The sequence below is a fragment of the Bacteroides sp. genome (assembly GCF_052357945.1).
GTDB lineage: Bacteria > Bacteroidota > Bacteroidia > Bacteroidales > Bacteroidaceae > Bacteroides.
The window spans coordinates 1-26,712 of record NZ_DAWCXD010000025.1; the positions used below are offsets into that span (position 1 = coordinate 1).

General features: G+C 40.8%; 18 protein-coding genes and 1 tRNA gene. 14 read left to right on the forward strand and 5 right to left on the reverse strand.

Features of this window, described 5'->3' with window-relative positions:
• The 10 genes from ACT8YW_RS07340 to ACT8YW_RS07385 form a co-directional block, all read left to right on the forward strand.
• The coding region (locus ACT8YW_RS07340; protein WP_444104512.1) for a SusC/RagA family TonB-linked outer membrane protein at positions 1–2,861 on the forward strand (2,861 nt) is incomplete at its 5' end.
• Positions 2,862–2,880: 19 nt separating this feature from the next.
• Positions 2,881–4,293, forward strand: a complete 1,413-nt coding sequence (locus tag ACT8YW_RS07345) for a RagB/SusD family nutrient uptake outer membrane protein (protein ID WP_444104513.1) — start codon at positions 2,881–2,883, stop codon at positions 4,291–4,293.
• A 449-nt stretch (positions 4,294–4,742) separates the two neighbouring features.
• Positions 4,743–7,736, forward strand: coding sequence for a SusC/RagA family TonB-linked outer membrane protein (locus tag ACT8YW_RS07350; protein ID WP_444104533.1), 2,994 nt, complete (start codon positions 4,743–4,745; stop codon positions 7,734–7,736).
• Between the two features lie 16 nt (positions 7,737–7,752).
• Complete coding sequence (locus ACT8YW_RS07355) at positions 7,753–9,306, forward strand: SusD/RagB family nutrient-binding outer membrane lipoprotein (RefSeq protein WP_099147512.1); 1,554 nt, start codon at positions 7,753–7,755, stop codon at positions 9,304–9,306.
• A 363-nt stretch (positions 9,307–9,669) separates the two neighbouring features.
• Positions 9,670–10,257 (forward strand): RNA polymerase sigma-70 factor, encoded by a 588-nt coding sequence (locus tag ACT8YW_RS07360; RefSeq protein ID WP_128859747.1) that lies wholly within the window; start codon positions 9,670–9,672, stop codon positions 10,255–10,257.
• Positions 10,258–10,331: 74 nt separating this feature from the next.
• A complete protein-coding gene (locus ACT8YW_RS07365) occupies positions 10,332–11,339 on the forward strand; it encodes a FecR family protein (RefSeq protein WP_444104514.1) in 1,008 nt (335 codons plus the stop codon).
• Between the two features lie 239 nt (positions 11,340–11,578).
• Positions 11,579–14,950: a TonB-dependent receptor gene (locus ACT8YW_RS07370; protein WP_444104515.1), complete on the forward strand. Its 3,372-nt coding sequence runs from the start codon at positions 11,579–11,581 to the stop codon at positions 14,948–14,950.
• A gap of 5 nt (positions 14,951–14,955) precedes the next feature.
• Positions 14,956–16,797, forward strand: a complete 1,842-nt coding sequence (locus ACT8YW_RS07375) for a RagB/SusD family nutrient uptake outer membrane protein (RefSeq protein WP_250701779.1) — start codon at positions 14,956–14,958, stop codon at positions 16,795–16,797.
• Positions 16,798–16,816: 19 nt separating this feature from the next.
• Positions 16,817–17,491: a DUF3823 domain-containing protein gene (locus ACT8YW_RS07380; RefSeq protein ID WP_444104516.1), complete on the forward strand. Its 675-nt coding sequence runs from the start codon at positions 16,817–16,819 to the stop codon at positions 17,489–17,491.
• A 71-nt stretch (positions 17,492–17,562) separates the two neighbouring features.
• Complete coding sequence (locus tag ACT8YW_RS07385; RefSeq protein WP_444104517.1) at positions 17,563–19,140, forward strand: arylsulfatase; 1,578 nt, start codon at positions 17,563–17,565, stop codon at positions 19,138–19,140.
• 134 nt (positions 19,141–19,274) lie between these two features.
• Here the strand turns inward: ACT8YW_RS07385 and ACT8YW_RS07390 are convergent, their stop codons facing one another.
• The 5 genes from ACT8YW_RS07390 to ACT8YW_RS07410 form a co-directional block, all read right to left on the reverse strand.
• On the reverse strand, positions 19,275–19,925 hold the full coding sequence (locus ACT8YW_RS07390; protein ID WP_004306500.1) for a MarC family protein: 651 nt from the start codon (positions 19,923–19,925) through the stop codon (positions 19,275–19,277).
• Positions 19,926–19,986: 61 nt separating this feature from the next.
• On the reverse strand, positions 19,987–20,679 hold the full coding sequence (locus ACT8YW_RS07395) for a YjjG family noncanonical pyrimidine nucleotidase (RefSeq protein ID WP_004306496.1): 693 nt from the start codon (positions 20,677–20,679) through the stop codon (positions 19,987–19,989).
• Positions 20,680–20,775: 96 nt separating this feature from the next.
• Entirely contained in the window at positions 20,776–21,633 is an 858-nt protein-coding gene (locus tag ACT8YW_RS07400) for a Cbp1 family collagen-binding glycoprotein adhesin (RefSeq protein ID WP_004326281.1), read from the reverse strand.
• 33 nt (positions 21,634–21,666) lie between these two features.
• The gene (rsmI, locus tag ACT8YW_RS07405; RefSeq protein ID WP_004299177.1) at positions 21,667–22,341 is read right to left on the reverse strand and encodes a 16S rRNA (cytidine(1402)-2'-O)-methyltransferase; all 675 of its coding nucleotides are present in this window, start codon (positions 22,339–22,341) and stop codon (positions 21,667–21,669) included.
• 12 nt (positions 22,342–22,353) lie between these two features.
• Entirely contained in the window at positions 22,354–23,082 is a 729-nt protein-coding gene (locus ACT8YW_RS07410; RefSeq protein WP_444104518.1) for a hypothetical protein, read from the reverse strand.
• Positions 23,083–23,222: 140 nt separating this feature from the next.
• On the opposite strand from ACT8YW_RS07410, the gene ACT8YW_RS07415 reads away from it, so the two are divergent.
• From ACT8YW_RS07415 to ACT8YW_RS07430, 4 genes are all read left to right on the forward strand, one after another.
• Positions 23,223–23,822 carry a thymidine kinase gene (locus tag ACT8YW_RS07415; protein WP_004299175.1) on the forward strand — a complete coding sequence of 200 codons (600 nt, stop codon included), beginning with the start codon at positions 23,223–23,225 and terminating at the stop codon, positions 23,820–23,822.
• Between the two features lie 20 nt (positions 23,823–23,842).
• A complete protein-coding gene (locus ACT8YW_RS07420; RefSeq protein WP_004306487.1) occupies positions 23,843–24,976 on the forward strand; it encodes an AI-2E family transporter in 1,134 nt (377 codons plus the stop codon).
• A gap of 94 nt (positions 24,977–25,070) precedes the next feature.
• A tRNA-Lys gene (locus tag ACT8YW_RS07425) sits at positions 25,071–25,143 on the forward strand.
• A gap of 274 nt (positions 25,144–25,417) precedes the next feature.
• Positions 25,418–26,677 carry a site-specific integrase gene (locus ACT8YW_RS07430; RefSeq protein ID WP_444104519.1) on the forward strand — a complete coding sequence of 420 codons (1,260 nt, stop codon included), beginning with the start codon at positions 25,418–25,420 and terminating at the stop codon, positions 26,675–26,677.
• Positions 26,678–26,712 lie beyond the last annotated feature (35 nt).

The window sequence follows — 26,712 nt, forward strand, 5'->3', positions numbered from 1 at the left end:
GTAATCAATATATTATAGTTGTATTTAGTTCTGCAAAGACTTTGCAGATTTCGTACATCGGTATGCAGACGCAGGAAGTGGCGATAAAGCCTAATTTGCGAGTGGTTCTCAAATCTGATGCACAGCTAATAGATGAGGTTGTGGTAACCGGATATGGGGTAACTAAAAAAGCGGCATTTACGGGATCTGCCCAAACGGTGGATAACAAGGACTTGATGAAGAAAACAGATGCAAACTTTATGAAGTCTTTGGAAGGATCAGTAGCTGGTTTACAAGTAAATAGCTTGACTGGACAACCTGGTGCATACGCTTCTACTACTATTCGTGGGGTTGGTTCAATGAACTCTGGAACTGAACCTTTATACGTAATTGATGGTATTGCCATTTACACAGACAAAATGGGGGCTTATAACAAAGCTGGAACAGGGGATATGGCGGCAAGTCCGATGGCTAACATCAATCCTAACGACATTGAGTCCATCACAGTTTTGAAAGATGCTACAGCTACAGCTATTTATGGAGCTCGTGCAGCGAATGGAGTAATTGTAGTTACTACTAAAAAAGGTAGTCTGGGAAAAGCGCGTTTTAATGTGAATGCAAAAGTCGGAACTAGTTTTGTAGGTAAGATAGATCATAATTATCGTACGACAAATCTGGATAAATACAAAGAGATCTGGACCGAAGGACTAACAAATGCAGGATATGACGGTAAGGATGGCATGACTTCTGCTGAATGGCTGAATGCCTATGTTATGGATTGGTATAATGTGGACTTGACGCAAAATATCAAGAGTGTGGATTGGCTGAAGGAGATTCTGCAAAATGGTTTTTCACAAGAATATGATATCAGTGCTCAAGGTGGGAATGAAAATTTGCGCTATTATATTAGTGGAGGATATTTTCAGAATACAGGTATCGTCATCGGAACTGGAATGAAACGCTATAGCGGACGTATTAGTTTAGATGGAAAAAGCGGGCGGATAGGATATGGACTTTCTGTGAATGGAGCACTCTCCGATATAAACAACACTATGACTGAAAGCCAATATACTAATCCTATTGTAGCAGTATATGACATCCGTCCGTTTGAACAGGTGCGCAATGAAGACGGAACATATAATACAAATGTTAATTATAATCCTGTAGCTATTAACGATAAAGAAAAAGGTGATAAACGCAATCAAAAGCAGATTACATTGGTTGTGAATCCATATTTTACTTATAATATTATTGATGGCTTAACATGGAAGACAAATGCAGGATTGAGCTTGATTGACTTGGACGAGTTCTTTTACAGTTCAATTTATAATCCTCAATATTCCGGTAGTGGTATGCTTGGTCAAAGAAACCAGGAAAGAGCAACAACCTTGACCATTACCAATACCGTAAACTTCAACCGCACTTTCAAAGACATGCATCATTTGAATGTGTTGTTGGGACAAGAAGCACAGAAAATATCTTATAGAACAATTTATGCAGCTGCCAGTGGATATCCTAGTGATGCTGTTTTTGAATTGGACAATGCTTCCAAGCCAACAGGGGCGGGATCTTCAACCAAAGCAAGCACTCTTTCTTCATTCTTTATGAATGCAGAATATAACTTGAATGATAAATATTATCTGTCAGGCAGTTTCCGTTATGACGGCTCGTCAAGATTTGGTGTAAACAACAAATGGGCTCCTTTTTGGTCTATAGGAGCAAAATACCGAATCTCTAACGAAAGCTTTATGGAAAATACCAAAAATTGGTTGACAGATTTGACTATCAGAGGTAGTTATGGAACTGTAGGTAATCAGGATATTGGTTATTATGCAGCAATGGGATTGTATAATTATGGATATTCTTATAATGGCAAACCTGGAGCTATTCCTTACCAAATAGCCAATCCGGATCTTAAATGGGAGACTGTTGCGAAAGCCGATATCGGTATCCATGCTGTTTTCTTCGAAAGACTGACACTCGAAGTAGACTATTATAACCAACGGACAAAAGATATGATATTTGATGTACCACTTTCTTACACAACTGGATTCGGATCTATCCTGAAAAATGTAGGTGAGATGGAAAACAAAGGTATAGAATTCTTAATTAACGCTAACGTACTTAGAAATAAAGATTTCAGTTGGGATGTTCGTTTCACTGGTACGGCAAATAAAAATAAAATCATAAAACTTGCTACAGAAAAACCAATTGAGAATACTCTAACTATCAGAAAAGTTGGTGAAGCGTATAATACGTTCTATATGCCGGAATATGCAGGAGTGGATCCTGAAACAGGAGAAGCAATGTGGTATAAAGGACAAGAAGGGGATGAGAAAACAAAAAATGTAAATGAAGCCGGTCAGCGAATTGTAGGTTCTGCCGATCCTAAATTTTATGGTGGCTTTGGAATGAATTTCAAATACAAAGGTTTTGACTTCTCTTTTGATACCAGTTTCACCTTGGGAAATAAAGTATATAACTCCGGATTTGCATTTGATATGCAGGTTGGACATTATTTCTTAGGTCCGGTATCTAACTATGTTTATGACAACCGCTGGCAAAAGCCGGGAGATATAACCGACGTACCCAAATTTGTAGCTGGAGACAACTCGGGAGCAGAAACTAATTCCAGCCGTTTCTTAATGAATGGTTCTTATTTAAGAATGAAATCCATGGTTTTAGGATATACTCTTCCGAAGAACCTTATGAATAAGGTGGCTATTGACAATTTAAGAGTTTATATCTCTGCTGACAATTTGTTCACTATCACTGCTAAAGATTTTATAGGATTTGATCCACAAACCAGATCTACCGGTATGCAGTCTTGGGCATATCCTGTACCTAGAAATATCATGTTCGGTCTTAATCTTAGCTTCTAAAAAATAACTTTAGAAATTTATGACAATGAAGAAAATATTATTTGCTTTATTAACCGGTTGGATGGCAATTTCATTCACCGCATGCGATGACTTCTTGACAGAAACGCCATCAACTTCTGTTCCGACAGAAGAAGCCTTGGTTACTACCCAAGATTTTCAGAATGCTCTAAATGGTGTATATTACACATTAGGTTCATATCGTTTTCTGGGACGTGATGTATTAGCAATTGGAGATGCGCCAACGGATATCACTTCACATTCCGTTGCAACGTCTCATTTCTATGACATCTTCCGCTATCAGATACTGGATACTAATTCATACATAGAAGAAATATGGGCATACGGATATTGGGCTATCGACCGTTGTGCACGTATCATTAAAGAAGGTGCTTCATTTAAAGAAGTAACAAAGGGGGATCTGTCAGAAGTGGAAGGATGCATCGCTCAAGCCTATGCAATTAAAGCCCTCTGCTCTTTCTATTTGACTAACATGTTTGGTTTGCCATATTCGGAAGCCAACAAAACGACATTAGGTATCGTAAACGTTACTGAACCCATCCCTGCCTATTCACAGGTGTCAAGAGTCAGTGTAGAACAAAATTATAGCCTGATTCTTGATGATATAACGAAGGCTAAAGAATATTATGCTAAAGAAGGTGTTGAAAATGTAGGTAAACAGTATATGAATACGGCTGCAGTTGCTGCACTTGAAGCTCGCGTAAAACTCTATATGAAAAATTACGAAGGGGCTATTACAGCGGCTCAAGAGGCAATAACCCTAAGTGGTGGTACAATTGTATCAACCAAAGAAGACTATAAGAATATGTACACGACATTGGCTGTTTCGACAGAAGACATTTTCTTTATAGCAAAAGCCGAAGATGATTATTTGTCCGCTAATGCTCTGAATACTTTATGGAATAAATACGGTTTGTCTATTAACAGCGCAACAATAGCAGAATATTCATCTAATGATATTCGTCTGGCACTTCTTGGCGGTACGTGGACTGGTGGAAAAATGCGTGGTATCACAACCAATAATCAGATTTCTAACTTGCCGGTTTTCAGACTGCCTGAAATGTATTTAATACAGGCAGAAGCATATGCAAAACAGTCAACTCCTGATTATGGAAAAGCTAAAGAAAAACTATTGGAAGTAGCTGCCAAAAGAAATCCGAATTTGGATGACAATGAAATAGCAGAGGATCAAACGGTTATTGATGCCATTGATAAAGAAAGAAAATTAGAACTGGTTCAAGAAGGACATCGCTTCTTTGATGCAAGAAGATTAGGCAAAATTATTAGTGTAGCAGATGGATCGTACACTAATTTCAACATCGCAAAATTTGTGTACCCAATACCTTCTTTTGAAGTCAATTCAGGTTTTGGAGTTATACAAACAGAGGGATGGAGTAATAATCTACCTCGATAAAACATTTTTTAATATTGCCTCCATATAAGGATAAGTTTTAAATAAATAGATGAGACCTGCAATTTTAGAATTAATCGAAATTGCAGGTCTTATTATTTATAAATATATACATAAGTAGTTTTACGTAAGAAACAATAACTCGCTTGCGAAATTTCAATGAACGCCATATTTACTTTGACTAATAATCAACATTTGAATATTAGTCTGAATTAGTTTGTTACAATTTTCTTCATATAGTATTCCCTTACTAAATAAATATCACGTTTATTATCAGATGATTACATCTTTTTTGGGTAGAGATTAAGTATTACATATATAGACTGGTAATAATAACGAATTTATTTAATTATCTAATAATTAAGTATATATGTATCATTAATTAAGAAAAGAAAAAGCTCCCCACAGCTAAATGCGAGACATTACATTATTGATAATCAATAAGATATAAAATATTTAGTTCTGCAAAGACTTTGCAGATTTCGTATATCGGAATGCAAACACAAGAAGTCGTTATTAAGCCAAATTTGAGAGTTGTATTAAAGGCTGACGCCCAAAAGCTAGACGAAGTAGTAGTTACCGCTATGGGTATTTCACGCGAAAAGAAAGCATTGGGATATGCCGTACAAGATGTCAAATCGGATGCGTTGACACGTGCTGCTAATACAGATTTAGCGGGAGCCTTACAAGGAAAAGTATCAGGTATTGACATCACCCCATCATCAGGTATGCCGGGTGCTTCTTCAAAGATTACGATTCGCGGTTCTCGTTCTTTCACTGGAGACAATACTCCATTGTATGTAATTGATGGCATGCCTATCGCTTCTACCGCAGATGTGAGCACTTCTCTTACCGATGGAGCGTATGGAACGGACTATGCTAACCGTGCTGTCGACATTGACCCTAATGATATAGAAAGTATCAATATATTAAAGGGACAAGCCGCTTCTGCTTTGTATGGTATGAGAGCTTCCAATGGTGTTATCGTTATCACTACCAAAAGTGGTAAAGGAGCAGATAAAGGGAAACCTACTATAACTTTCAGTACTAACCTTTCCTTTGATAAGATTTCAACTCTTCCGGAATTGCAACAAGAATATGCACAAGGTTCAGGCGGTACTTTCGATCCGTCATCTCCTTTCGCATGGGGTCCTAAGATTTCCGAATTAGCTAACGACCCTACCTACGGAGGAAATACAGACAACAGTTACACCAGCCAATATGGTAAACAGTCCGGAAAATACTATGTTCCTCAACTTGCAGCTGCCGGCATGAATCCGTGGGCTACTCCACAGGCATATAACAACATGAAGGACTTTTTTGAAACAGGTGTATCTTGGAGCAATAACGTCAATGTAGCCCAGAGATTCGACAAAGGTAACTACTCCTTTTCTTTGGGTAACACCACGAGTAATGGTATCGTTCCATCAACTGGTATGGATAGATATAACGTGAAAATGTCCGCCGAAGCACAACTCCATCCTAACTGGACTACCGGATTTAATGGAAACTTTGTGACTTCAAAAATCTCCAAACAGTCTACAGCCAACACCAGTGTGGTTGCTACGATCTATAATGCACCCGTCAGCTATAATATGGCCGGCATTCCTTCTCACATAGAAGGCGACCCTTACACACAAAATACATATCGTGACAGCTGGATCGACGATGCATATTGGGCAGTTGACAATAACCAGTTCTCTGAACGTTCACAACGTTTCTTCGGAAATGCTTTCGTGAAATACACCACTAAATTTGGAACGGACAATCACAAACTGGATATTAAATACCAGATCGGTGATGACGCTTACACTACCAATTATTCAGAAATCTACGGATATGGAAGTACCTGGGCACCTACAGGTGAAGATTCAGAATACCATTACACTGTTAATGAGTTAAACTCACTGTTAACTGCCGCTTACACATGGAATATCAACGAAGAATGGACCCTGGATGCGTTGATTGGTAATGAGTTTGTAGATAAAAAGACAAAATATGAATACGCATATAGCATGAACTTCAATTTCCCGGGATGGAATCATCTGAATAATGCTTCTGTATTCTCTAACGAAAGCCAATACAACAAGAAGCGGACGGTAGGTAATTTCGCCAACTTGTCAGTAGCATGGAAAAATATGCTCTATCTAAGCGGAAGTATACGTAACGATATTGTTTCAAGCATGCCACGTGACAACCGTTCTTTCACTTATCCTTCAGTGTCATTAGGATTCATCTTCACCGAACTGGCTCCCCTGAAGAATAACATATTGACTTTCGGTAAGATACGTGCTTCTTATGCAGAAGTTGGTATGGCCGGTGATTATACTCAAAGTTATTATTATACTCCGTCTTATGGTGGCGGCTTCTATATGGGAAATCCTATTGTTTATCCAATTAATGGAGCAATGGCTTACATTCCATATTATAAGGTATATGACCCTAACTTAAAACCACAAAATACAAAATCATACGAACTGGGAGCAGATCTTACTTTCTTAAACGGACTGGTAACCTTGAATTATACCTATTCACGTCAGAATGTAAAAGATCAGATATTTGAAGTTCCTTTGGCAGGTTCAACCGGAGCCTCAAGTATGATAATGAATGGAGGTAAAATCCACACAAATACTCACGAGTTGACATTGGGCGTATCTCCGGTAGATACCAAGAACTTCAAACTCGACTTCGCTTTCAACTTCTCCAAAATCGACAATTACGTAGACGAATTGGCTCCAGGAGTAGAAAGTATTATGTTAGGAGGATTTGTTACTCCGCAGGTACGTGCCGGAATTGGTGACAAGTTCCCTGTGATCTACGGAAAAAGCTATATGCGTAATGACGAAGGCAAGATTGTGGTAGACAAAAACGGACTTCCCATGCAGGGAGAAGATGCGGTTATCGGAACTGTATCTCCTGACTTCCGTTTAGGTTTCAATACAAATATCGAATTGTACAAGTTCCGTATTTCTGCAGTATTCGACTGGAAACAAGGAGGACAGATGTATAGTGGTACCGCAGGTGAAATGAACTATTACGGTGTGAGCAAATTATCTGGTGATATGCGTAATACCGAATTCATTGTGGAAAACTCCGTTAAAGAAACAGGAAAAGATGCAGACGGTAACTCAATCTATGCGCCCAATGATATAAAGGTAACAGACGCTCAAGCATATTTCACAAGAAGAAGATCCATTGACGAATCCTACATTTATGACAATTCTTATATAAAACTGCGTGAATTATCAGTAAGCTATCCGGTATTCTCAAAGAAATGGTTGAATGTGAACGTGAATGTTTTTGCCCGCAACATTTTGGTTTGGTCTGAAATGAAAGGCTTCGATCCGGAAGCTTCACAGGGTAATGACAATATGGGAGGTGCATTCGAACGTTTCTCTCTTCCGGGAACAGCCAGCTATGGTTTTGGATTTAATGTAAAATTCTAATTAGCTAAAAAGAAAGATGAAAACATATAATATAATCAAAGGCATTTTTGCCGCTACTGTTTTATCAGTTGTCTTTTCCGGATGTTCGGAAGATGCAATGGATAGAATCAATAAGGATCACGGACATACGCAAAGCGTGGCCGGAAGATTCATTCTGACAGATGTAATAACCTCTACCGCATTCTCTAACGCAGGAGGTGATTTCAATACTTATCTATCTGCTTACATTGAATATGAAGTAGGTGTTGACAACCAGTTGTATTATGCAGAAACCAGAGAAAGCGAACCGACTTCATCTTCCACTTTCAATAATACATGGAATGGTTTGTATTCCACATTGAAATCCGCCCGTATCATTATCAATCAATGCAGTGAGGGAGGAATAGATTATGGAAATTTTGCAACCAAAGGTATGGCAGAGGTGTTGGCTGCTTATAATTGTGCATTGATAGCCGATATGTTCGGAGATGCTCCATGCAGCCAGGCAGCCTTAGTTGACGAAAATGGTTCTCCTGTTTACCTGACTCCTAAAATGGATAAACAAGAAGAGATCTATACACAAGCAATGCAATACCTGGACGATGCTATTGCAGACTTACAGAAAGAAGATCTGATAGACCCGGGAGCTCAAGATTTGTTATATCAGGGCGATGCTGAAAAATGGCTAAAGTTGGCGTATGGTCTGAAAGCGCGTTACACAATGCACCTTCTTAAAAGATCTGCCAACAAAGACGCTGACATGGAGAAGGTTTTGGAATATGTGGATAACTCTTTCGAAAGTGCAGAAGAACAAGCAGCATTCGATGTATATGACGCCAACAATATAAATCCGCTTTACGGTTTCTTTGTGGCACGTGCCGGATTAGGTGCGAGCGAAAGCATGAGAAGCAAACTGGCAGAATACAACGACCCACGCCTGTCCAGAGCTTTCATCACTAAACAAGGTGCATCTGGAAAAGAACAAGCCCCGGGAACTGCTGACAATGCCGTATATGCGCCTAACGGTTCTCCGGAACAAGGTACTTCCAAGTATGGAACTTCTTTATTTATGTATTCTATATCAGCACCCACACTGTTATTGAGCTATCATGAATTAAAGTTCCTGGAAGCAGAAGCTCTATGCAGATTGGGACGTGATGCAAAAAGTGCATTAAAAGACGCTGTAGTAGCCGGATTGTTAAATGCAGAAAATAGCTTTAGCGTTTCAAGAAAGGAATTGGGCAAAACGCTCATCAACCCGGCAAGTAGTATTACAGATACTGAAGCCGAAAGTTACTTTGACAATACAGTAGAAGCCAAATATACAGCCGAACCGTTGAAAACAACAATGATTCAAAAATACTTCGCATTATGGGGAGCTTCAGGAGAAGCGACAGAATCTTACAATGATGTTCGCAGAATGAAAGGACTTGGCGAAAACTTTATTGAGCTAAAAAATCCGAACTCTTTCCCATTACGTTGTCCTTATGGCAATAGCGACACAACAACGAATGCCGAAGTGAAAGCAGCATACGGAAACGGACAATATGTATATAGTGAAAACGTTTGGTGGGCAGGCGGAAGCAGATAATCCATTGACTTGAATCATATAAATGAGACTGAATTCTCCAGGGGAAAGGCGGGAATTCAGTCTCATTTCTTTATATCATAATTATAAAAGCCTTTATTATTTATACAAAAATCCCGATCTCCCCCTTTCTTATTTCATGTAATTTCATAGAGCATACTCTTTTCATTCATCCTGCCGACCAACACATTTTCTCTATAAAAGTAATTCAAAATAAAAAATGTTCCTTATATTTGCCAATGGTTTACGGGTTTATTTACATATACTTTTTATATAAAAGAGTATTTATTTCCGTCTATAAACAGAGTAGCTTTTGAATGATAACTCTTTAAACTTCCTCTGAAAAGGATTGAAGACACTGAATATATGGATCATTTTTTAGAGAAAATAGACACACACACTTTATCACTCTTACAACAAGGTGACGAAAAGGCTTTCGACACTATTTTCTGGAAATATAATCCCCGTGTATTTCATTTTATTCATTCCCTTCTATATGATAAAATACTAGCAGAGGACCTCACTCAAAATGTATTTCTAAAGATTTGGGAAAGACATCAAGATATCAAACCGGAAGAAGGTTTTGAAGCCTATCTCTTCACGATAGCACGCAACATGGTATACAAAGAAACAGAGAAACGGCTGCTCTCGGAACGTTTTCTGGATTCAATCAAACAAACTGATGCCGACAAGCACTTTGAAATAGATGTTGACACCGACTCCCTACAAGAATATATAGACGAACTGGTAGAACAGTTACCCTCTTCCCGGAAGAAAATCTACCTCATGAGCAGGAAACAACATCTGACAAATAAAGAAATAGCCGCCCAACTATCTTTGTCAGAAAAAACAGTTGAAACGCAATTATATCGTGCCCTTCATTTCTTACGTTCTAAATTAGCCAATGAAATTGTAGCTTTGGCTCTATTTTTTCTTTCTTCTAATTTTAAATAATGTTAAATACAGAGTAAAATCTTTGCACCCTGTAAGGGTTCTTGGCTCCATGGAGATATACATAATAAAAGCCCATGGAGAAGAATACGAATATATTATTATTAGAATGTTTTATGCGGGGAGAAACCTCTCCGGATGAAGAACGAATACTATCTGACTGGCTCCACAGTCAGGAAGCAAAAGAACAGTTATCCAACTATTATCAGGAAACCTGGAAAGGCTCTAATAACAAGCTCATTGCCGAAGTACAAGGACGTATGTTTGAACGGGTCAAAAGTCAAATGCATAATGCCGTACAAGAGTTGAATGGACGAAAGCAGAAACGGACAATGCGAATCAGGCGTTTATTCCAGTATGCAGCAGTCATTCTTTTAATCATAACAGCAGGAATAGGAGGTCATTTATATACAGTTTCTCAAACAGAACCCACAGTAACGGATAAGAGCTATCTTGTCCAAACAGGAAAAGGACAACGGGCAAATATTACCTTACCGGACGGTACAGTCGTTTGGCTAAATTCATATACTCAACTGCATTACAATGCGAATTACGGAGCCACTCAACGAGTGGTGTCATTGACAGGCGAAGCATATTTCGAAGTAGCTAAGGATAAAGAGAAACCATTTATTGTAGAAACGGCAGGAATGAATGTAGAAGCTTTGGGAACTACTTTTAATGTAAAAGCCTACCGGGAAGACTCTCAAATCATCGCAACACTTTTTTCCGGTTCGGTCCGTGTTTCTTCCGATAGAGATAACGTTATTCTTTCTCCTGACGAAAATGCCACATTCGAACGAAGATCGGGCAAGCTGGCAATACATAAACTGGATAATTCATCGTATGCCAAAATGTGGCGAAATAACGATCTTGTATTTAATGGAGAAACACTGGAAGAAATTGCCGTACTGCTTAACAGGATGTATAATATGCAAATAGCATTTAAATCCGAACGTATCAAGCAATATCGTTTCTCGGGAGTGATCTGCAACAATAGTCTTGATAATGTAATCGAACTGATTAGCCTAACCTCTCCCATCACTTATGAAACTCGTGGAGATACCATAATACTAGGCAATAGGTAGCCCAATATATTCCTAATTATTAACCTTTAAAATTCAATGCGTATGAAATAGCCTCGGTAGAACATAAAAAAAGATAGCCTGACAAGGTCAGGACTATCTCCTTTAAGCTTAAATCGGACCTTGGAAACTCACTCTGATACTGACAACTGGCGGAAGGCAGTGTCAGAGGGTATATATACCCGATTTTCAGCTTGTAAAGTTACATCTTTTTTATTGTTTAATGATTAATTTCCTATAAAATGAGTAACATCAAGCATCTCTTTTCTCGAATATTATATATTATTATATTTTTATCAAGTAGTCTAAGTGCCATGGGGCAGATCACTCTCACCATGAAAGACAAACCTCTGAAGAAAGTGATAAAACAGATAGAAAAAGTAAGTGAATATCGTTTCTTCTATAATGAAGAGTTGGCTAATCTCAATAAGCCAGTCTCTCTCGAAGCACAGAATAGCAGTATAGAAAAGGTTTTAAAGGACCTGTCTTCGCAGGCTCCATTCAGTTATTTGATTAAGCCTAATTTCCAGATTGTATTATCTGACGACCTACCTTCACAACAGACAAAATTACAGAGCATAACAGGCCGTGTAGTAGACACTACGGACAATCCTATAATCGGTGCAAACGTGTTAGTGAAAGGAACTACCAATGGGGTCATCACTGATATTGACGGTAACTTCTCCTTAGAGAAAGTTCCGGTACAATCACAACTGCAAGTATCCTATATCGGATATGAGACTAAGGAACTGGCCGTAGTTTCCGGAAAGACAAATGTCAAAATCATAATGGCAGAAAATACCAAATTATTAAATGAAGTCGTAGTGACTGGCTTTGGCCTTGCTCAAAAGAAAGCAACCCTGACAGGAGCTATCGCCTCCGTAGGAGCTGATGATATAAGCAGATCTTCAGCGGTAAACACTTCCGGAGCACTGGTCGGAAAGGTAGCCGGATTGAACTACAGATCTGCAGACAGTCGCCCGGGAAATGCCACTACCCTGCAAATCCGTAATATGGGAACACCTTTATTTGTGATTGATGGTGTGCAGTCCGATGAAGGTCAGTTCAACAACATTGATTTTAATGACATCGAATCCATTTCTATTTTGAAAGATGCCTCTGCTTCCATTTATGGTGTACGGGCTGCAAACGGGGTCATTGTTGTAACAACCAAGAAAGGAAAGAAAAACACCAAGAGCACTGTGACGTTAAATACTTATTATGGCTGGCAACATGTATCACGCTTACCGGAACCGGCAGATGCCATAACGTATGTAGAGAATTACATACAGTCTGAAACAATTCAGGGAAAAACGTCCCGTTTATATAGTAAAGAAGATCTGGAGAAATGGCGTCAAGGTACAGAAAAAGGCTATGTGCCATTTAACTGGTATGATTACATCTGGGTGACTTCTCCGCAATATTATGTCAATGCCAATGTTTCCGGAGGTTCGGACAAGATCAATTATTATTTCAGTGTCGGACACATGAATCAGGAATCTGCCATTCGCAATTATGGCGGTATGAAACGATACAACGTACAAATGAATGTCGAAGCACAGGTCACTGATAAATTCAAAATCGGTATGAACATGAACGGACGTATCAAACAGCTGAGAAATCCGGGTGTACCGGGAACTGACGACTATTCAAACCCGACAGCAGCTACCTACCGCAATCTACCGACTGTCCGTCCGTTTGCCAATGACAACCCTAACTATCCGGCATCAGTAGGCTCTGACAATGGCTTAAACTTCGGATTATTGAATTTTGAGAAAAGCGGAACCTTTGAAGACACTTGGCGAATGGCCCAATTAAACCTGAACGCAGAGTATGAAATTATCAAAGGACTTAAAGCCAAAGCTTTGTTCGGGTATTATTTTGCAAGCGAATTACTTAACAATCAAGAATATACCTATCGTGTCTATAGATATGACGAAGCAACGGACGAATATGTAGATGTAGGTGGACGTGCCAGTGCCTGGAGGGAAAGGACGAATGCTTATGTGGAAGAGTTGACTTCAAACATTCAACTGGCTTATGAAAAAGCATTCGGAGCACATTCCATCAATGCAGTAATTGGTTTCGAAGCAATAAAAAGAGACACTCCAAAATCTTGGCTGCATGCCATCCCGGCTTCCAACTCATTGCATCTGATCTATTATGATACGATTGACAAATACGAAGATACTGGCAACAATACGGAAGCACGTTTAGGCTGGCTGGGACGTTTCAACTACAACTACGCCAACAAATATCTGATAGACTTCTCCGCACGCTATGACGGTTCATGGAAATTCCCGCCCAATCATCGCTGGGGGTTCTTCCCTTCCGCCTCATTAGGCTGGAGAATATCAGAAGAAAACTTCTGGAAGGAATCAAAAATAGCTTCTATTTTCAGCGATTTAAAGATACGGGGATCTTATGGATTGGTAGGAGATGACAACGTTGACGGCTACAGTGCTTTCGACTACATGACAGGTTACGATTACAAACAGGGAGGAGGAGTAATCGACGGTTCCTATATCATTGGTACTACCCCGCGAAACCTGCCTGTTACCACGCTCTCATGGGCAAAGGCTAAAATTCTGGACATTGGTCTCGACGTTGCTTTCCTGAATAACCGTTTATCAGGAAGCGTAGATTTCTTCAGACGTATCAAAACCGGTATTCCGGCTTCCCGTGACGACGTATTACTTCCGGAAGAAGTGGGCTTTGAGCGTCCCAAGGAAAATCTCAATTCTAATGTTCATACCGGATATGATTTGCTTGCACGTTGGAGTGATAAGGTCAATGACTTTCACTATTCTATCAGTGCCAATTTCACCTATTCCCGTTTCTACAACTGGGAGCAGTATAATCCTAAGTTCAGTAATTCATGGGATGAATATCGTAATTCTACATGGCACCGTTTCGGGAATGTCAACTGGGCATACGAGGCAGATGGCCAGTTCCAAAGTTGGGAAGAGATTGCGTCGTGGCCGATTGACAATGATCAGAAAGGAAATACGACATTACGCCCGGGTGATATCAAGTACGTCGACCAAAATGGGGATGGCATAATCAACGATATGGACAAACGCCCCATCGGATACAAAGAAGACTCCACACCCGTTCTGAACTTCGGTTTTAACCTTGCATTCGCATGGAAAGGCTTCGATTTAGCATTGGATTTCTCCGGTGCGGGAATGTCTACCTGGAATCCGTCATTAATCCAAAAGATTCCATTTAACAATAATGGAAACAACCCGGCTTACTACATGGAAGATACATGGAGACTATCTGATATCTTTGATGCAAACAGTGAAATGATTCCTGGCAAATACCCGACATTATTAATCGGAAACAATGCCAATAACCATAGTAATTATTGGGATAGCTCTTTCTGGAAGTACAATGTCCGTTATTTAAAACTGCGTAATCTGGAATTTGGTTACACCTTCCCCAAAGAGTGGCTGCAAAAATGCAGAATTAACAGTCTAAGGTTATATCTTGCCGGACAGAACCTGTTTACACTCACCAATGTACCTATCGATCCGGAAGTTTCAGCCGGTAACGGAACAGCTTACCCGAGTATGCGAATTATCAATCTGGGTTTAACACTTAAATTCTAAAAGCAATGAAATATATAAAAGGATACCTGTTATTGGGTTTAACTTTGATATTAGGATCTTGTTCTGATTTTTTAGATCGTGATCCCGATCAGATATTGACAAATGACCAGATCTTCAGCGATGCTAAAATGATAAACTCCGTATTGGCCGGTTTTTATGGAGATACAGAGAATTGGGGACAAAGTTTTGCCACTCCCGCCAGCTTTACTAAAGTGGATGACGGTTGCGTGACTGATGGTGGCCGTGATAACATGCAGGAATACAGTGACAATCAATGGCGAGTTTATCCATATAAATATATTCGTAATTTAAATCAGTTCCTGGCGGGATTAAGAGCTACAACCGTACTTGAATCTACAGAGAAATTGCGATATGAAGGCGAAATTCGCTTCTTACGCGCCTGGGCATATTTTAGTATGTGCAGAGGTTTAGGCGGTGTACCTATTGTGAATGATAACGTATACGAATATGAGGCAGGGATGGATGTTTCAGGTTTGGCTGTTCCCCGTTCCAAAGAATCAGAAGTCTACGATTATATCATCAATGAATGTGCCACTATCGCAGATTACCTGCCTACAAAGCCCACCACCAATGCCGCCCGTGCCACACGTTGGGCTGCCCTGATGTTAAAGGCACGTGCTGCCGTTTATGCAGGATCATTGGCCAACTACAATAATAAGATGGTTGCTCCTATACGCACAGAAGGAAATGAAGTCGGTATTCCGGCGGAAATGGCTACCCCATATTACGAAACAGCATTAGAAGCAGCCAAAGAGGTGATAACTCAAGCTTCTGCCTATTATAACCTGGACATAACGGTTCCTAATGATCTGGGACAGAATTTTTATAATGCAGTCTGTGTCAAAGAGAATAATCATGAAGTGATCTGGGCCAAAGATTATGCATATCCAGGAGCCACCCATGGATTCACACAAAAGAATATTCCCGCTTCTCTAGCAGAAGATCAGGAACGTTGTTATTCCGGCGCAGTATTAAATCTGGTAGAAGCATTTGAATACAAAGACAACCGCGACGGCACAATCAAAGTTAAGGATGAATCTGGAAATTACATCATGTACAGTCGGCCGGAAGATGCCTTTGCCAATAAAGATGCCCGGTTGTGGGGAACCGTACTTTATCCGGGAGCCAAATTCAGAGGTAGTGAAGTAGTATTGCAAGCCGGTCAGAAAGTGCCCGACGGAAACGGAAATTGGAAAGAAATCATAGGTAAAGCCGATTCTTACGATGACAATAACCGCCTGATTACTTCTATCAACGGACCAATGGAATCAAATGAAATCCGTATAAACAAAACAGGTTTCTTCTTCCGCAAATTCCTGGACGAAACCATCGGTGCTTCTACCAATTCGAAGATGAGTACCATGTGGTATCCTCGTTTCCGTATTTCAGAAGCATATATGATAGCTTGTGAGGCTGCTTATGAGCTCAATAAAACCGGAGAAGATGATCCGTTGAACTACATCAATCCTGTTCGTACACGCGCCGGCATCAGCGAACTGGAATCAATCACATTTGAAGATATTGTCCACGAATACCGGGTGGAATTTGCATTGGAAGATCATCGTTACTGGGATCTGAAACGTTGGCGCCTGGCTCACGAAATCTGGGATGGTAATTCGGAAAATCCGGATGCGCAGCTCTACGAACTATTCCCTTATCAGGTTAATGATCCGGGCAGCGCCAATGACAAGATGTGGGTATTCGACAAAAAGAAAGCCTACATGGTTCCTTACCCCCGCTATTTCCAGATGAAGAACTATTATAACTTCTTCGATAACAGCTGGCTCAACAAGAACCCGTTATTAGTGAAAAATCCGTATCAGTAAAACATAAAACTGTAAAACAATGAAAAAAATAGGAACTATATTTTCTTTGCTTTCACTTTCCCTGCTTGCCGTAAGTTGCGGTTTAGACAATTACGACGAACCCGAATCATTTCTGGAAGGGAAAATCACGTATGAGGGAAAACAACTCGGTTTGAAAGGTACAAACGGAGGTATTCAACTACAATTGTATCAGGATGGTTATGCCAACCATGATCCTATCACCGTGTATGCCACACAGGACGGAACTTTCTCTGCAGTACTTTTCGATGGTTCGTACAAACTGGTAACTAAAGACAAAAACGGTCCCTGGGTGAATAACCGCGATACCATATATGTGGAAGTAAAAGGAAAAACACAGTGTGAAGTAAAAGTCACCCCTTATTTTACAATATCAGACGAAAATATCACATTGGATAACAACATCGTATCCGGCACGTGCGATATACAGCAAATAGTACAGGATGCAAAGATAAGCCAGGCAATGCTGCTCGTCAGCAAAACTACTTTTGTTGACGAGAACACGAATATAGCCCGGCAAAATCTATCCAACATAAATCCCGGAGTAACAAATATTTCGCTAGATATTACGAGTAACCAGAACGTACAGTCGGCCAAAGCCCTATTCGCCCGCATCGGTGTAAAAGCGAACGGAGCAGACCAAGCTGTCTATTCAGAAATTTTCAGACTGAAATAATTCATCTAAGAAATAATTTATAAGTATATTTGTCAAACAAATAAACTAACCCAAAAATAAAACAAAATTGTATGACAAACAAAAACATGTTATTAATGGGAACTGCATCCTTACTGTCCCTACATGCAGCAGCCCAGAATGACCCAAAGCCCAACATTGTTTTAATCATGGTGGACGATATGGGATATTCCGATCTAGGGTGCTACGGAGGAGAAATTCCTACGCCTAATCTGGATAATCTGGCAAAAAAAGGAGTACGCTTTACCCATTTCTGCAACACAGGACGCTCCTGCCCTTCCCGTGCCAGTCTACTGACCGGACTTTATCCCCAACAGGCAGGTATCGGAATGATGTCCGAAGATCCTCACTCTGCCGAAGATCACGGAGTGCATGGATATATGGGATATTTGAATCGTAATTCAGTCACCATAGCAGAAGTGCTGAAAGAAGCCGGTTATCACACCTATATGTCGGGAAAATGGCATGTCGGTATGCACGGACAGGAGAAATGGCCGTTGCAACGTGGCTTCGATCATTTTTATGGTATCTTGTCGGGAGCTTGCAGTTATCTGCAACCTCATGGAGATCGCAATCTGACTTTAGACAATCAACAGTTACCCCCACCAGAACAACCTTATTACACTACTGACGCATTTACTGATTATGCGATTAAATTTGTCGATGAACGCCCCAAGGATGACAATCCGTTCTTCCTTTACCTGGCATACAACGCTCCTCATTGGCCGTTACATGCTAAACAGGAGGATATAGACAAATTTGTAGGCAAATATCGGAAAGGTTGGCAGAAAGTACGTGAAGCCCGTTTAAAACGTATGATTAAAATGGGATTGGTGGACAAAAAATGGGATCTTGCTCAATGGGAGGGTCGCCAATGGTCCGAACTGACCGAAGATGAACAAATAGAACTGGATAGAAGAATGTCAGTATATGCGGCACAAGTTCATTGTATGGATTATAATGTGGGACGGTTAATAAAGTATCTGGAAGAAAAAGGGGAACTGAATAACACCTTACTTATTTTCTTGTCGGATAATGGTGCATGTGCCGAGCCTCATCGTGAGAAAGGTTTCGGAACCATCGATATGATTAATAATCCGGATGAATGGGTCAACCCGTCTTATGGTCTGCCATGGGCACAGGTTAGCAATACACCGTACCGTAAGTATAAAGTAAGAGCGTATGAAGGCGGGACCTCCACTCCATTGATTATTTCCTGGCCTGGCAAGTATGCAAAATACAATGGCGAGATAAGACACAACAGAGCTTTCTTGCCCGACATCATGGCAACCTTCATCGATGCAGCGGAAACGACCTATCCGAAGACTTATCACGGAGGAAATGAGATCATTCCTTTGGAAGGCGCAAGCATGCTACCGATACTAACCAATACAGACACCGAATTGCACGAATATATTTTTGGTGAACACTTTGACAACTGTGTAGTATGGTGGAAAAACTGGAAAGCCGTTAAAGACCAGAACTCTAAAGTATGGGAACTTTTCAACTTGGAGAAAGACCGTACAGAACGTGTTGATTTATCCAGAGAAAATCCCAAGATTCTAAAACAACTGGTAGACGAATGGAACAAATGGGCAAATACACATTATGTATATCCCAAAGGAAAATAGCCACAGAAAGGTCACATAAAGACATGCTAAATGTCTAAAAACCATATCTTAAAGCACTTGCCCCTGCTACAAATCTTTTTGTAACAGGGGCAAGTTTCATTATAGGGACTCTCCGTCCCTCATATTCTTATTCATCAAGGAATCATTCCTTCTCTCACAATATCCACCAGAATCGGCTTCAATCCGCTAACGAAACATTCCACTGCAATCACCATCAAAATCAATCCCATAAGACGCATCATCACATTATTACCCGTTTCACCCAAGACTTTTACCAATTTCGTGGAAGCACGAAGAATAAAGAAAGTCAGCAGATAAATCAGGGCGATAGTACCGATCAATATCCCCTTCATTTCATAAGAATGCGCATCCTGCATCAAAACGATTGCATTGGCAATCGCTCCGGGACCGCATAACATAGGAATACCGAGAGGAGTAATAGAGATATCATCCGCATACGTTTTGATTTCTTCGTCCTTCAACTTCATCGGTGTATAGCGGGCTTGAAGCATATCAAAGCCTATCTTGAAGATAATCACCCCACCGGCAATACGGAAACCATTGGTAGAGATACCGAAGAACTTGAAAAGAAACTGCCCGGCAAAGACAAATACCATCAATGTAATAAACGACACAATAGTAGCACGACGTACGATAGACTGACGTTCTTTATCCGTCATACCATGAGTCATGGTAAGAAAGACAGGCATCGTTCCCAACGGGTTGGTCAACGTGAAGAATGAAGTGAAACAAAGTAAGGCGAAAGGCAGAAGCGTACTATCCATGATTATATCGTATTTTATGCAAAACTAAAACGCAACAAAAATACGACTTAATCCAGAAAACCTATAATAAATCCATTAATTCTTTCAAGGAATGGATGTGATAAGTAGGGAGGAAAGGGAAAGCTGTCCGTTCTGTCACATTGTAGAAAACCTGATGCATCCCTACTCCGTGCGCTCCGGTTATATCCGCTTCCCAACTATCACCAATCATTAAGGATTCGCGCAACTCGGATTGAGTAGCAGACAAAGCAAAATTGAATATCTCCGGCCAAGGCTTCAGCACTCCGAGATCTTCCGAGAGAATCACCTTTCTGAAATACCCGTCCACTCCTGCCGAACGCATCTTGCGTGATTGCAATTCACGAAACCCATTGGAAAGGATATAGAGGTTATATTTGGGAGCAAGATATTCCAATACCTCCTTTGCATGAGGCATTAAAACACTTTTAGTAGGGATAATAGCGAAAAAATCTCTCGAAAACTGTTCAGCGAGCGCTTCATCTTTCACTCCCACGGCCTGTAAAGGATAAAAGAAACGTTGGCTGTTCAATTCATCCTTCGTTATCTTTCCTTCACCGTACTCAACCCAGAGTTCGGTATTTCTTTGTTGATAAAGAGTATAATAATGATTGAATGAATCAAAATAGCGGTCGAACGAATATTTCTGATATACTTCCTCAAAGGTGTTACGAGCATTTTGAGAAAAAGCCCAGATGGTATCATCAAGATCAAAAAAAAGATTTTTATATTTCATCAGTAGTTATGCGTATAATAAGAAACAAAAAAGCCAATGTGCTAATTTCTTTAATCCAGGAATCAGCACATTGGCAATTCAAAAGGGATATCTACCTTATTTTACCTGGATAACCAAGTATCTGGATACACTCCAGAATTCAGTAGGATTAGTAATCTTCAATGTCAACTGGCCTTTATCATCTTTTACCAATTCATAAGAACCGGTCGGATGAGTAGTCAGTAATTCAGCACGTTTAGAGTACAACTTGATTTCTTTGGTTGTACGGATATCGATCTGCGTGAAATAATCCTTGTTGAAATCAGCGCTCTTCAACACGTCTCCGCTCTGAAGAATCTTTTGAGCTTTCAACTCAGATTTAGTACCAAATACGAACCAGGCAGCATTCAAGCTCTTTTCCTGTTCAGCAACGGTTTTAGCTTTCGCTTCGTTTTCTGCGGCCAGAGTTTCTTTTGCTACAGACAGATCGCTAACAGCAGCATCCAATTCCTGAATACGGATATTCTTGGAAGCCAGTTCTGTTTGAAGCTCTTCGATACGTTGTTGTTTAGCGTTCAATTCAGCAGTCAAAGCGGCAACAGCTTTTTTCATCTGTGCAGAATTGTAATTGCTATTCTTCAACTGTGCCTGTAACTTTGCAATCTGCGCTTTGTTTTCTTCCATTTGCTTGGAGATGAATTCGATGTCAGAAGCAATCTGTTGCTTGGCACTGGCAGAGTTTTCAGTGATGGTTCCACGCTGCAAGTCAACACGGCTTTCGGCAGCATTGATCTTACGGAAACCTTCCTGAACTTCATTGAAAGTCCCCATCATATCATCCAGTTCAGCGTTGCGCTGGTTCAGTTCCATCAAAAGAGAATCATTTTCAGCTTTCAGGTCTTTACTTCCACCTTTAAAGCCATCACACGAAGCCAACAAGGCTACGCATACAAATAAAACAGCTAACTTTTTCATACGTTTACGTTTTACGTTTTTTAATGAAGTTATTTAATCATCTATTCCTGCTAATACTATCACAATCTCGCCCCGGGGTTCGGTGGCGGTAAAGTGTTCTATCAATTCAGCCAAACTGCCCCGAACTGTTTCTTCGTGGAGTTTGGATATTTCACGCGACACGGTTGCCTGACGTTCAGCACCGAAATATTCGGCAAACTGTGTTAACGTCTTCAACAGACGGTGGGGTGATTCATAAAACACCATCGTGCGGTGTTCTTCCGCCAATGTCTTCAGTCGTGTCTGCCGTCCTTTCTTCTGGGGGAGAAATCCCTCGAAGCAGAACTTCTCGTTCGGCAATCCCGATGCAACGAGTGCCGGAACAAAAGCGGTTGCTCCCGGCAAGCACTGCACTTCAATACCGTTGCGCACACATTCACGAACAACCAGAAATCCGGGATCGGAAATTCCAGGCGTTCCGGCATCCGAAATTAGTGCCACCGTTTCACCTGCCTTTATTCTATTAACAACACTTTCCACCGTTTTATGTTCATTAAATTTGTGGTGGGATTGCATTGCATTCTTTATTTCAAAGTGTTTCAGCAAGATACCGGAAGTACGTGTATCCTCCGCCAAAATCAGATCGACCTCTTTCAGGACTTTGATAGCCCTAAAAGTCATGTCCTCTAGATTCCCTACCGGTGTAGGCACCACATATAGCTTTCCCATCTTGTTTTTGTTTTATGCTGATTGATTAAAATATTTCTTTAGTAGCTCCAGAAAGTCGTTCACCGCCTCCTTTTCTTCATTCAATTCGACTTTCGAGGACAGAAATGCGACTGCAGTCTTGTAGGAACTCATTACTGATATCTGTTCGATAACCCGATTCATCAAATCAGTGTTGCCTCCGAACAGTTCACGAGAAAAACGGAAAGAATCATTCAAACTGATAGCATGTCGCAAGCCGGCAGACAGTTTGAGACTTTCTCCCAACACAGCCGATTTAGGTTCTTCCTCTTTCACAACAGTTTCAACGACAGGTTCCTCAACAATTGCCGATTCCTCTTTTTTCCCTTCTTCTTCTTCTTCTTCTTCTTCTTCTTCTGCTGCTGCTGCTGCTGTCTCTGCAGCTGCCGCTATTACGACAGGTTTCTCTTCCGCAACAATGGCTTCTCCTTCCTCATCTTCTTTCACAACAACCGATTCGAGAGATTGTATAATCACGGGGGAATCCTCTTCAGACCCGGCAACTTCATCCTCCTCTTCCGCTGTCTCTTCCACAGCTGACGGAGAAATTACCTGAACAGCATCCACCTCCTGCTGCAGTTCGTCCAAACGCCCCTGCATCCGTGTAATGCTCCGCTTCAACAGTTCAGACAAAGTCGGAGTCGGCTCCTTGGTAAATGAATCCATGAGATACTTCAACTCATGAACATCCAACTCAATATCTGTTAATAGCTTCTGTTTCATGTCAGTCCATTGTTTATACGGTGCGAATGTAGGAATAATTTATGCAATAACTTAAAATAATGGATAATTTAACAGTTCTTGCACATTGAATTGCTTACCTTTGTCCACATATTTATTTAATCAAGAAAACACAAAATCTCATGGTATTATTTTCAGAAGACCACATACAGGAGACTAGAAGAAGAGGGCGGATCGAAGTAATCTGCGGTTCTATGTTCTCCGGAAAGACAGAGGAATTGATTCGCAGAATGAAGAGAGCGAAATTCGCGAAACAACGTGTCGAGATATTCAAACCTGCTATCGACACCCGTTATTCAGAAGAAGACGTAGTCTCTCACGACAGCCATTCTATCGCCTCCACCCCCATCGATTCGTCAGCCAGTATTTTACTGTTTACTTCTGAGATAGATGTAGTAGGTATTGATGAAGCACAGTTCTTCGACAGTGGTTTGATTGATGTATGCAACCAGCTTGCCAACAATGGAATCCGTGTTATCATTGCAGGATTGGATATGGACTTCAAAGGAAATCCGTTCGGACCTATGCCACAATTGTGCGCCATTGCCGATGAAGTCTCCAAAGTTCATGCGATCTGTGTGAAATGTGGTCAGCTGGCCTCTTTCTCACATCGTACAGTCAAGAATGAGAAACAGGTTCTTTTAGGCGAAACAGCCGAATATGAGCCTCTGTGCAGGGAATGTTATCTCCGTGCGCGAGGGGAAGATGAGCAGAAAGTATAAACTCTATAAAGAAACAGATTATGGAAAGGAAAAAGATAACATTCGACAGTTTTATACGCGGTTCCATCGGATGTGTGTTAGTTGTAGGAATATTAATGCTCGTGGAACGTCTTAGCGGAGTGTTATTACCTTTCTTTATTGCGTGGCTGATAGCTTATATGGTCTATCCGTTAGTCAAATTCTTCCAGTATAAGCTACGATTAAAAAGCCGCATTATTTCCATCTTCTGTTCCTTATTCCTCATTACGGTTATCGGAGTCACTTTATTCTACCTATTAGTGCCACCGATGATTTCGGAAATAGGCAGAATGAACGATTTGCTGGTGACTTACCTCACCAATGGAGCCGGAAACAATGTGCCTAAAAATCTTTCTGAATTTATCCACGAGAACATCGACCTTCAGGCACTGAACCGTGTATTAAGTGAAGAGAATATCCTGGCGGCAATCAAGGATACCGTCCCCAGAGTGTGGACTTTGCTTGCAGAATCTCTCAACATTCTATTCAGCATCCTTGCCTCCTTCATTATATTATTATATGTAATCTTTATATTATTGGATTACGAAGCGATAGCTGAAGGATGGTTGCATCTGCTACCCAATAAATACCGTACGTTTGCCTCCAACCTGGTTCACGACGTACAGGATGGTATGAACAGATATTTCCGTGGACAGGCTTTGGTTGCTTTTTGCGTAGGTATCCTTTTCAGCATTGGTTTCCTAATTATCGATTTTCCCATGGCTATTGCTTTGGGACTTTTCATCGGAGCATTGAATATGGTTCCCTACTTGCAAATCATCGGTTTCCTTCCCACCATTTTATTGGCAATTCTCAAAGCTGCCGACACCGGACAGAACTTCTGGATTATCATTGCATGTGCATTAGCCGTCTTTGCAATCGTACAAATCATACAGGATACCTTCCTTGTCCCCAAAATCATGGGAAAGATTACCGGACTGAATCCTGCCATCATCCTTTTATCTCTTTCTATCTGGGGTTCATTAATGGGAATGCTCGGCATGATTATCGCCTTGCCACTAACAACTTTGATGCTCTCCTACTACCAACGCTTTATTATCAACAAAGAAAAGATAAAATATGATGAAGTAGAAACTACTGATAATCAAGAAACAAGCCATAACGAGGAAAAATAATTGAAACTTTTTTCTACGGAATGCTTGCAAATTAAATAAAAGTAACTACCTTTGCACCCGCAATCAGGAAATAACTGATTCGCAAATAAGGATTGATTCGCTAGCTCAGCAGGTAGAGCACAACACTTTTAATGTTGGGGTCCTGGGTTCGAGCCCCAGGCGGATCACTTAGGAGAAATGAAAATACTCCGACAAACTAAGACAAAGCTCTTTAAACCAGTGGTTTAAAGAGCTTTTTTCTTGCCCGCCTACGACAGAAAAAAGACCTCAAAAAGCCACCCTGTGAAGATAAATCGTTACTAATTCGTTACGGTTTTCCGTTACGATAAAAACCGTAACGAATTTATAGGTAAGTCGCTCATTTGTCGAATATTGGCAGTCGAAAGTCATAGCCGTTACGGAATGAACAAATTAACTTTGCAACAAGAAAGGAGTTACGGTATGAAATCGACATTCAAAACACTCTTCTATTTAAAGAAGAACGAACCGAAGAAAAACGGTCATGTAGTAATTATGGTGCGCATCACGGTGGACGGTGATCAGGTGCAATTCAGCAGCAAGCTGGACATACACCCCGACAATTGGGACACGAAAGCGGGAAGAGCCGTCATCAACAAACAGAGTGCGGACAAGAAAGAAAACCTCAGGGTATCCTCACTTAACAAGACACTGGACGAGATACGTTCGGCCATCACCATGCACTACACACGCATGATGAACGTGGACGGTTACGCACTGCCAGAAAAAATCAGGAACGCATTCTTGGGATTGGAGGAAAAGGAGAAAACACTCATCAGTTACTTCACCCAGCACAATGAACAATATGCAAAGAAGGTCGGCAAGACTGCCACACAAAAGACCTATTCCCGCTACGAACTGACCAAGCAGCGGATGATAGAGTTCTTGCAGAAGGAATACAAGTTGTCGGACATTCCCGTGAAGGAAATCACCGTCACCCACATCGAGAACTTCTACCTTTATTTGCGTCAGGAATGTGAGGTAAGCAACAACACCGCCATGAAATTTGTACAACGTTTCCATACGATACTGTTGTTTGCCCAGAAAAGCGGATTGAGCTTCATTGATCCCTTCGGGAATTTCAGGTTCAATTTTGACAAGACCGACAGAGGGTATCTCACGCAGGAGGAAATTGACACGATCTATTACAAGGAATTCAAGTCAAAGCGGTTGGAGCACGTGCGTGACGCTTTCATCTTCAGCTGTTTCACTGGTTTACCTTACTGTGACATCTATACGCTTTCAAGCGAGGACATAAAGATCGGCGTGGACGGCAAGAAGTGGATTATGAAAGACAGGGGTAAAACCGGAGTGGAATCATTCATTCCACTACTGCAAATACCGTTGGATATTCTCGCCAAATACGAGGGCAAGTTGAAAGACGGAAGATTGCTTCCGGTAATCAGTAACCAGAAGATGAATGAATATTTGGCGGAGATAGCCGCTATTTGCCAAATCAACAAGCGGATCACCTACCATCTTGCCAGACATTCGTTTGCGACGGAAATCTGCCTTACCAAAGGCGTTCCCATTGAGAGCGTGTCCAAGATGCTCGGACACACCAACATTCAGACCACACAGATTTATGCCCGTGTGGTGGACAGAAAGTTGAGCCATGACATGAATATGCTGGATCGAAAACTAAAAAGTATGCAAAAAGGTACGGCGCAAAACGCTGTATGAATAAACAAATCATTATATTGTCACACCATTAAAAA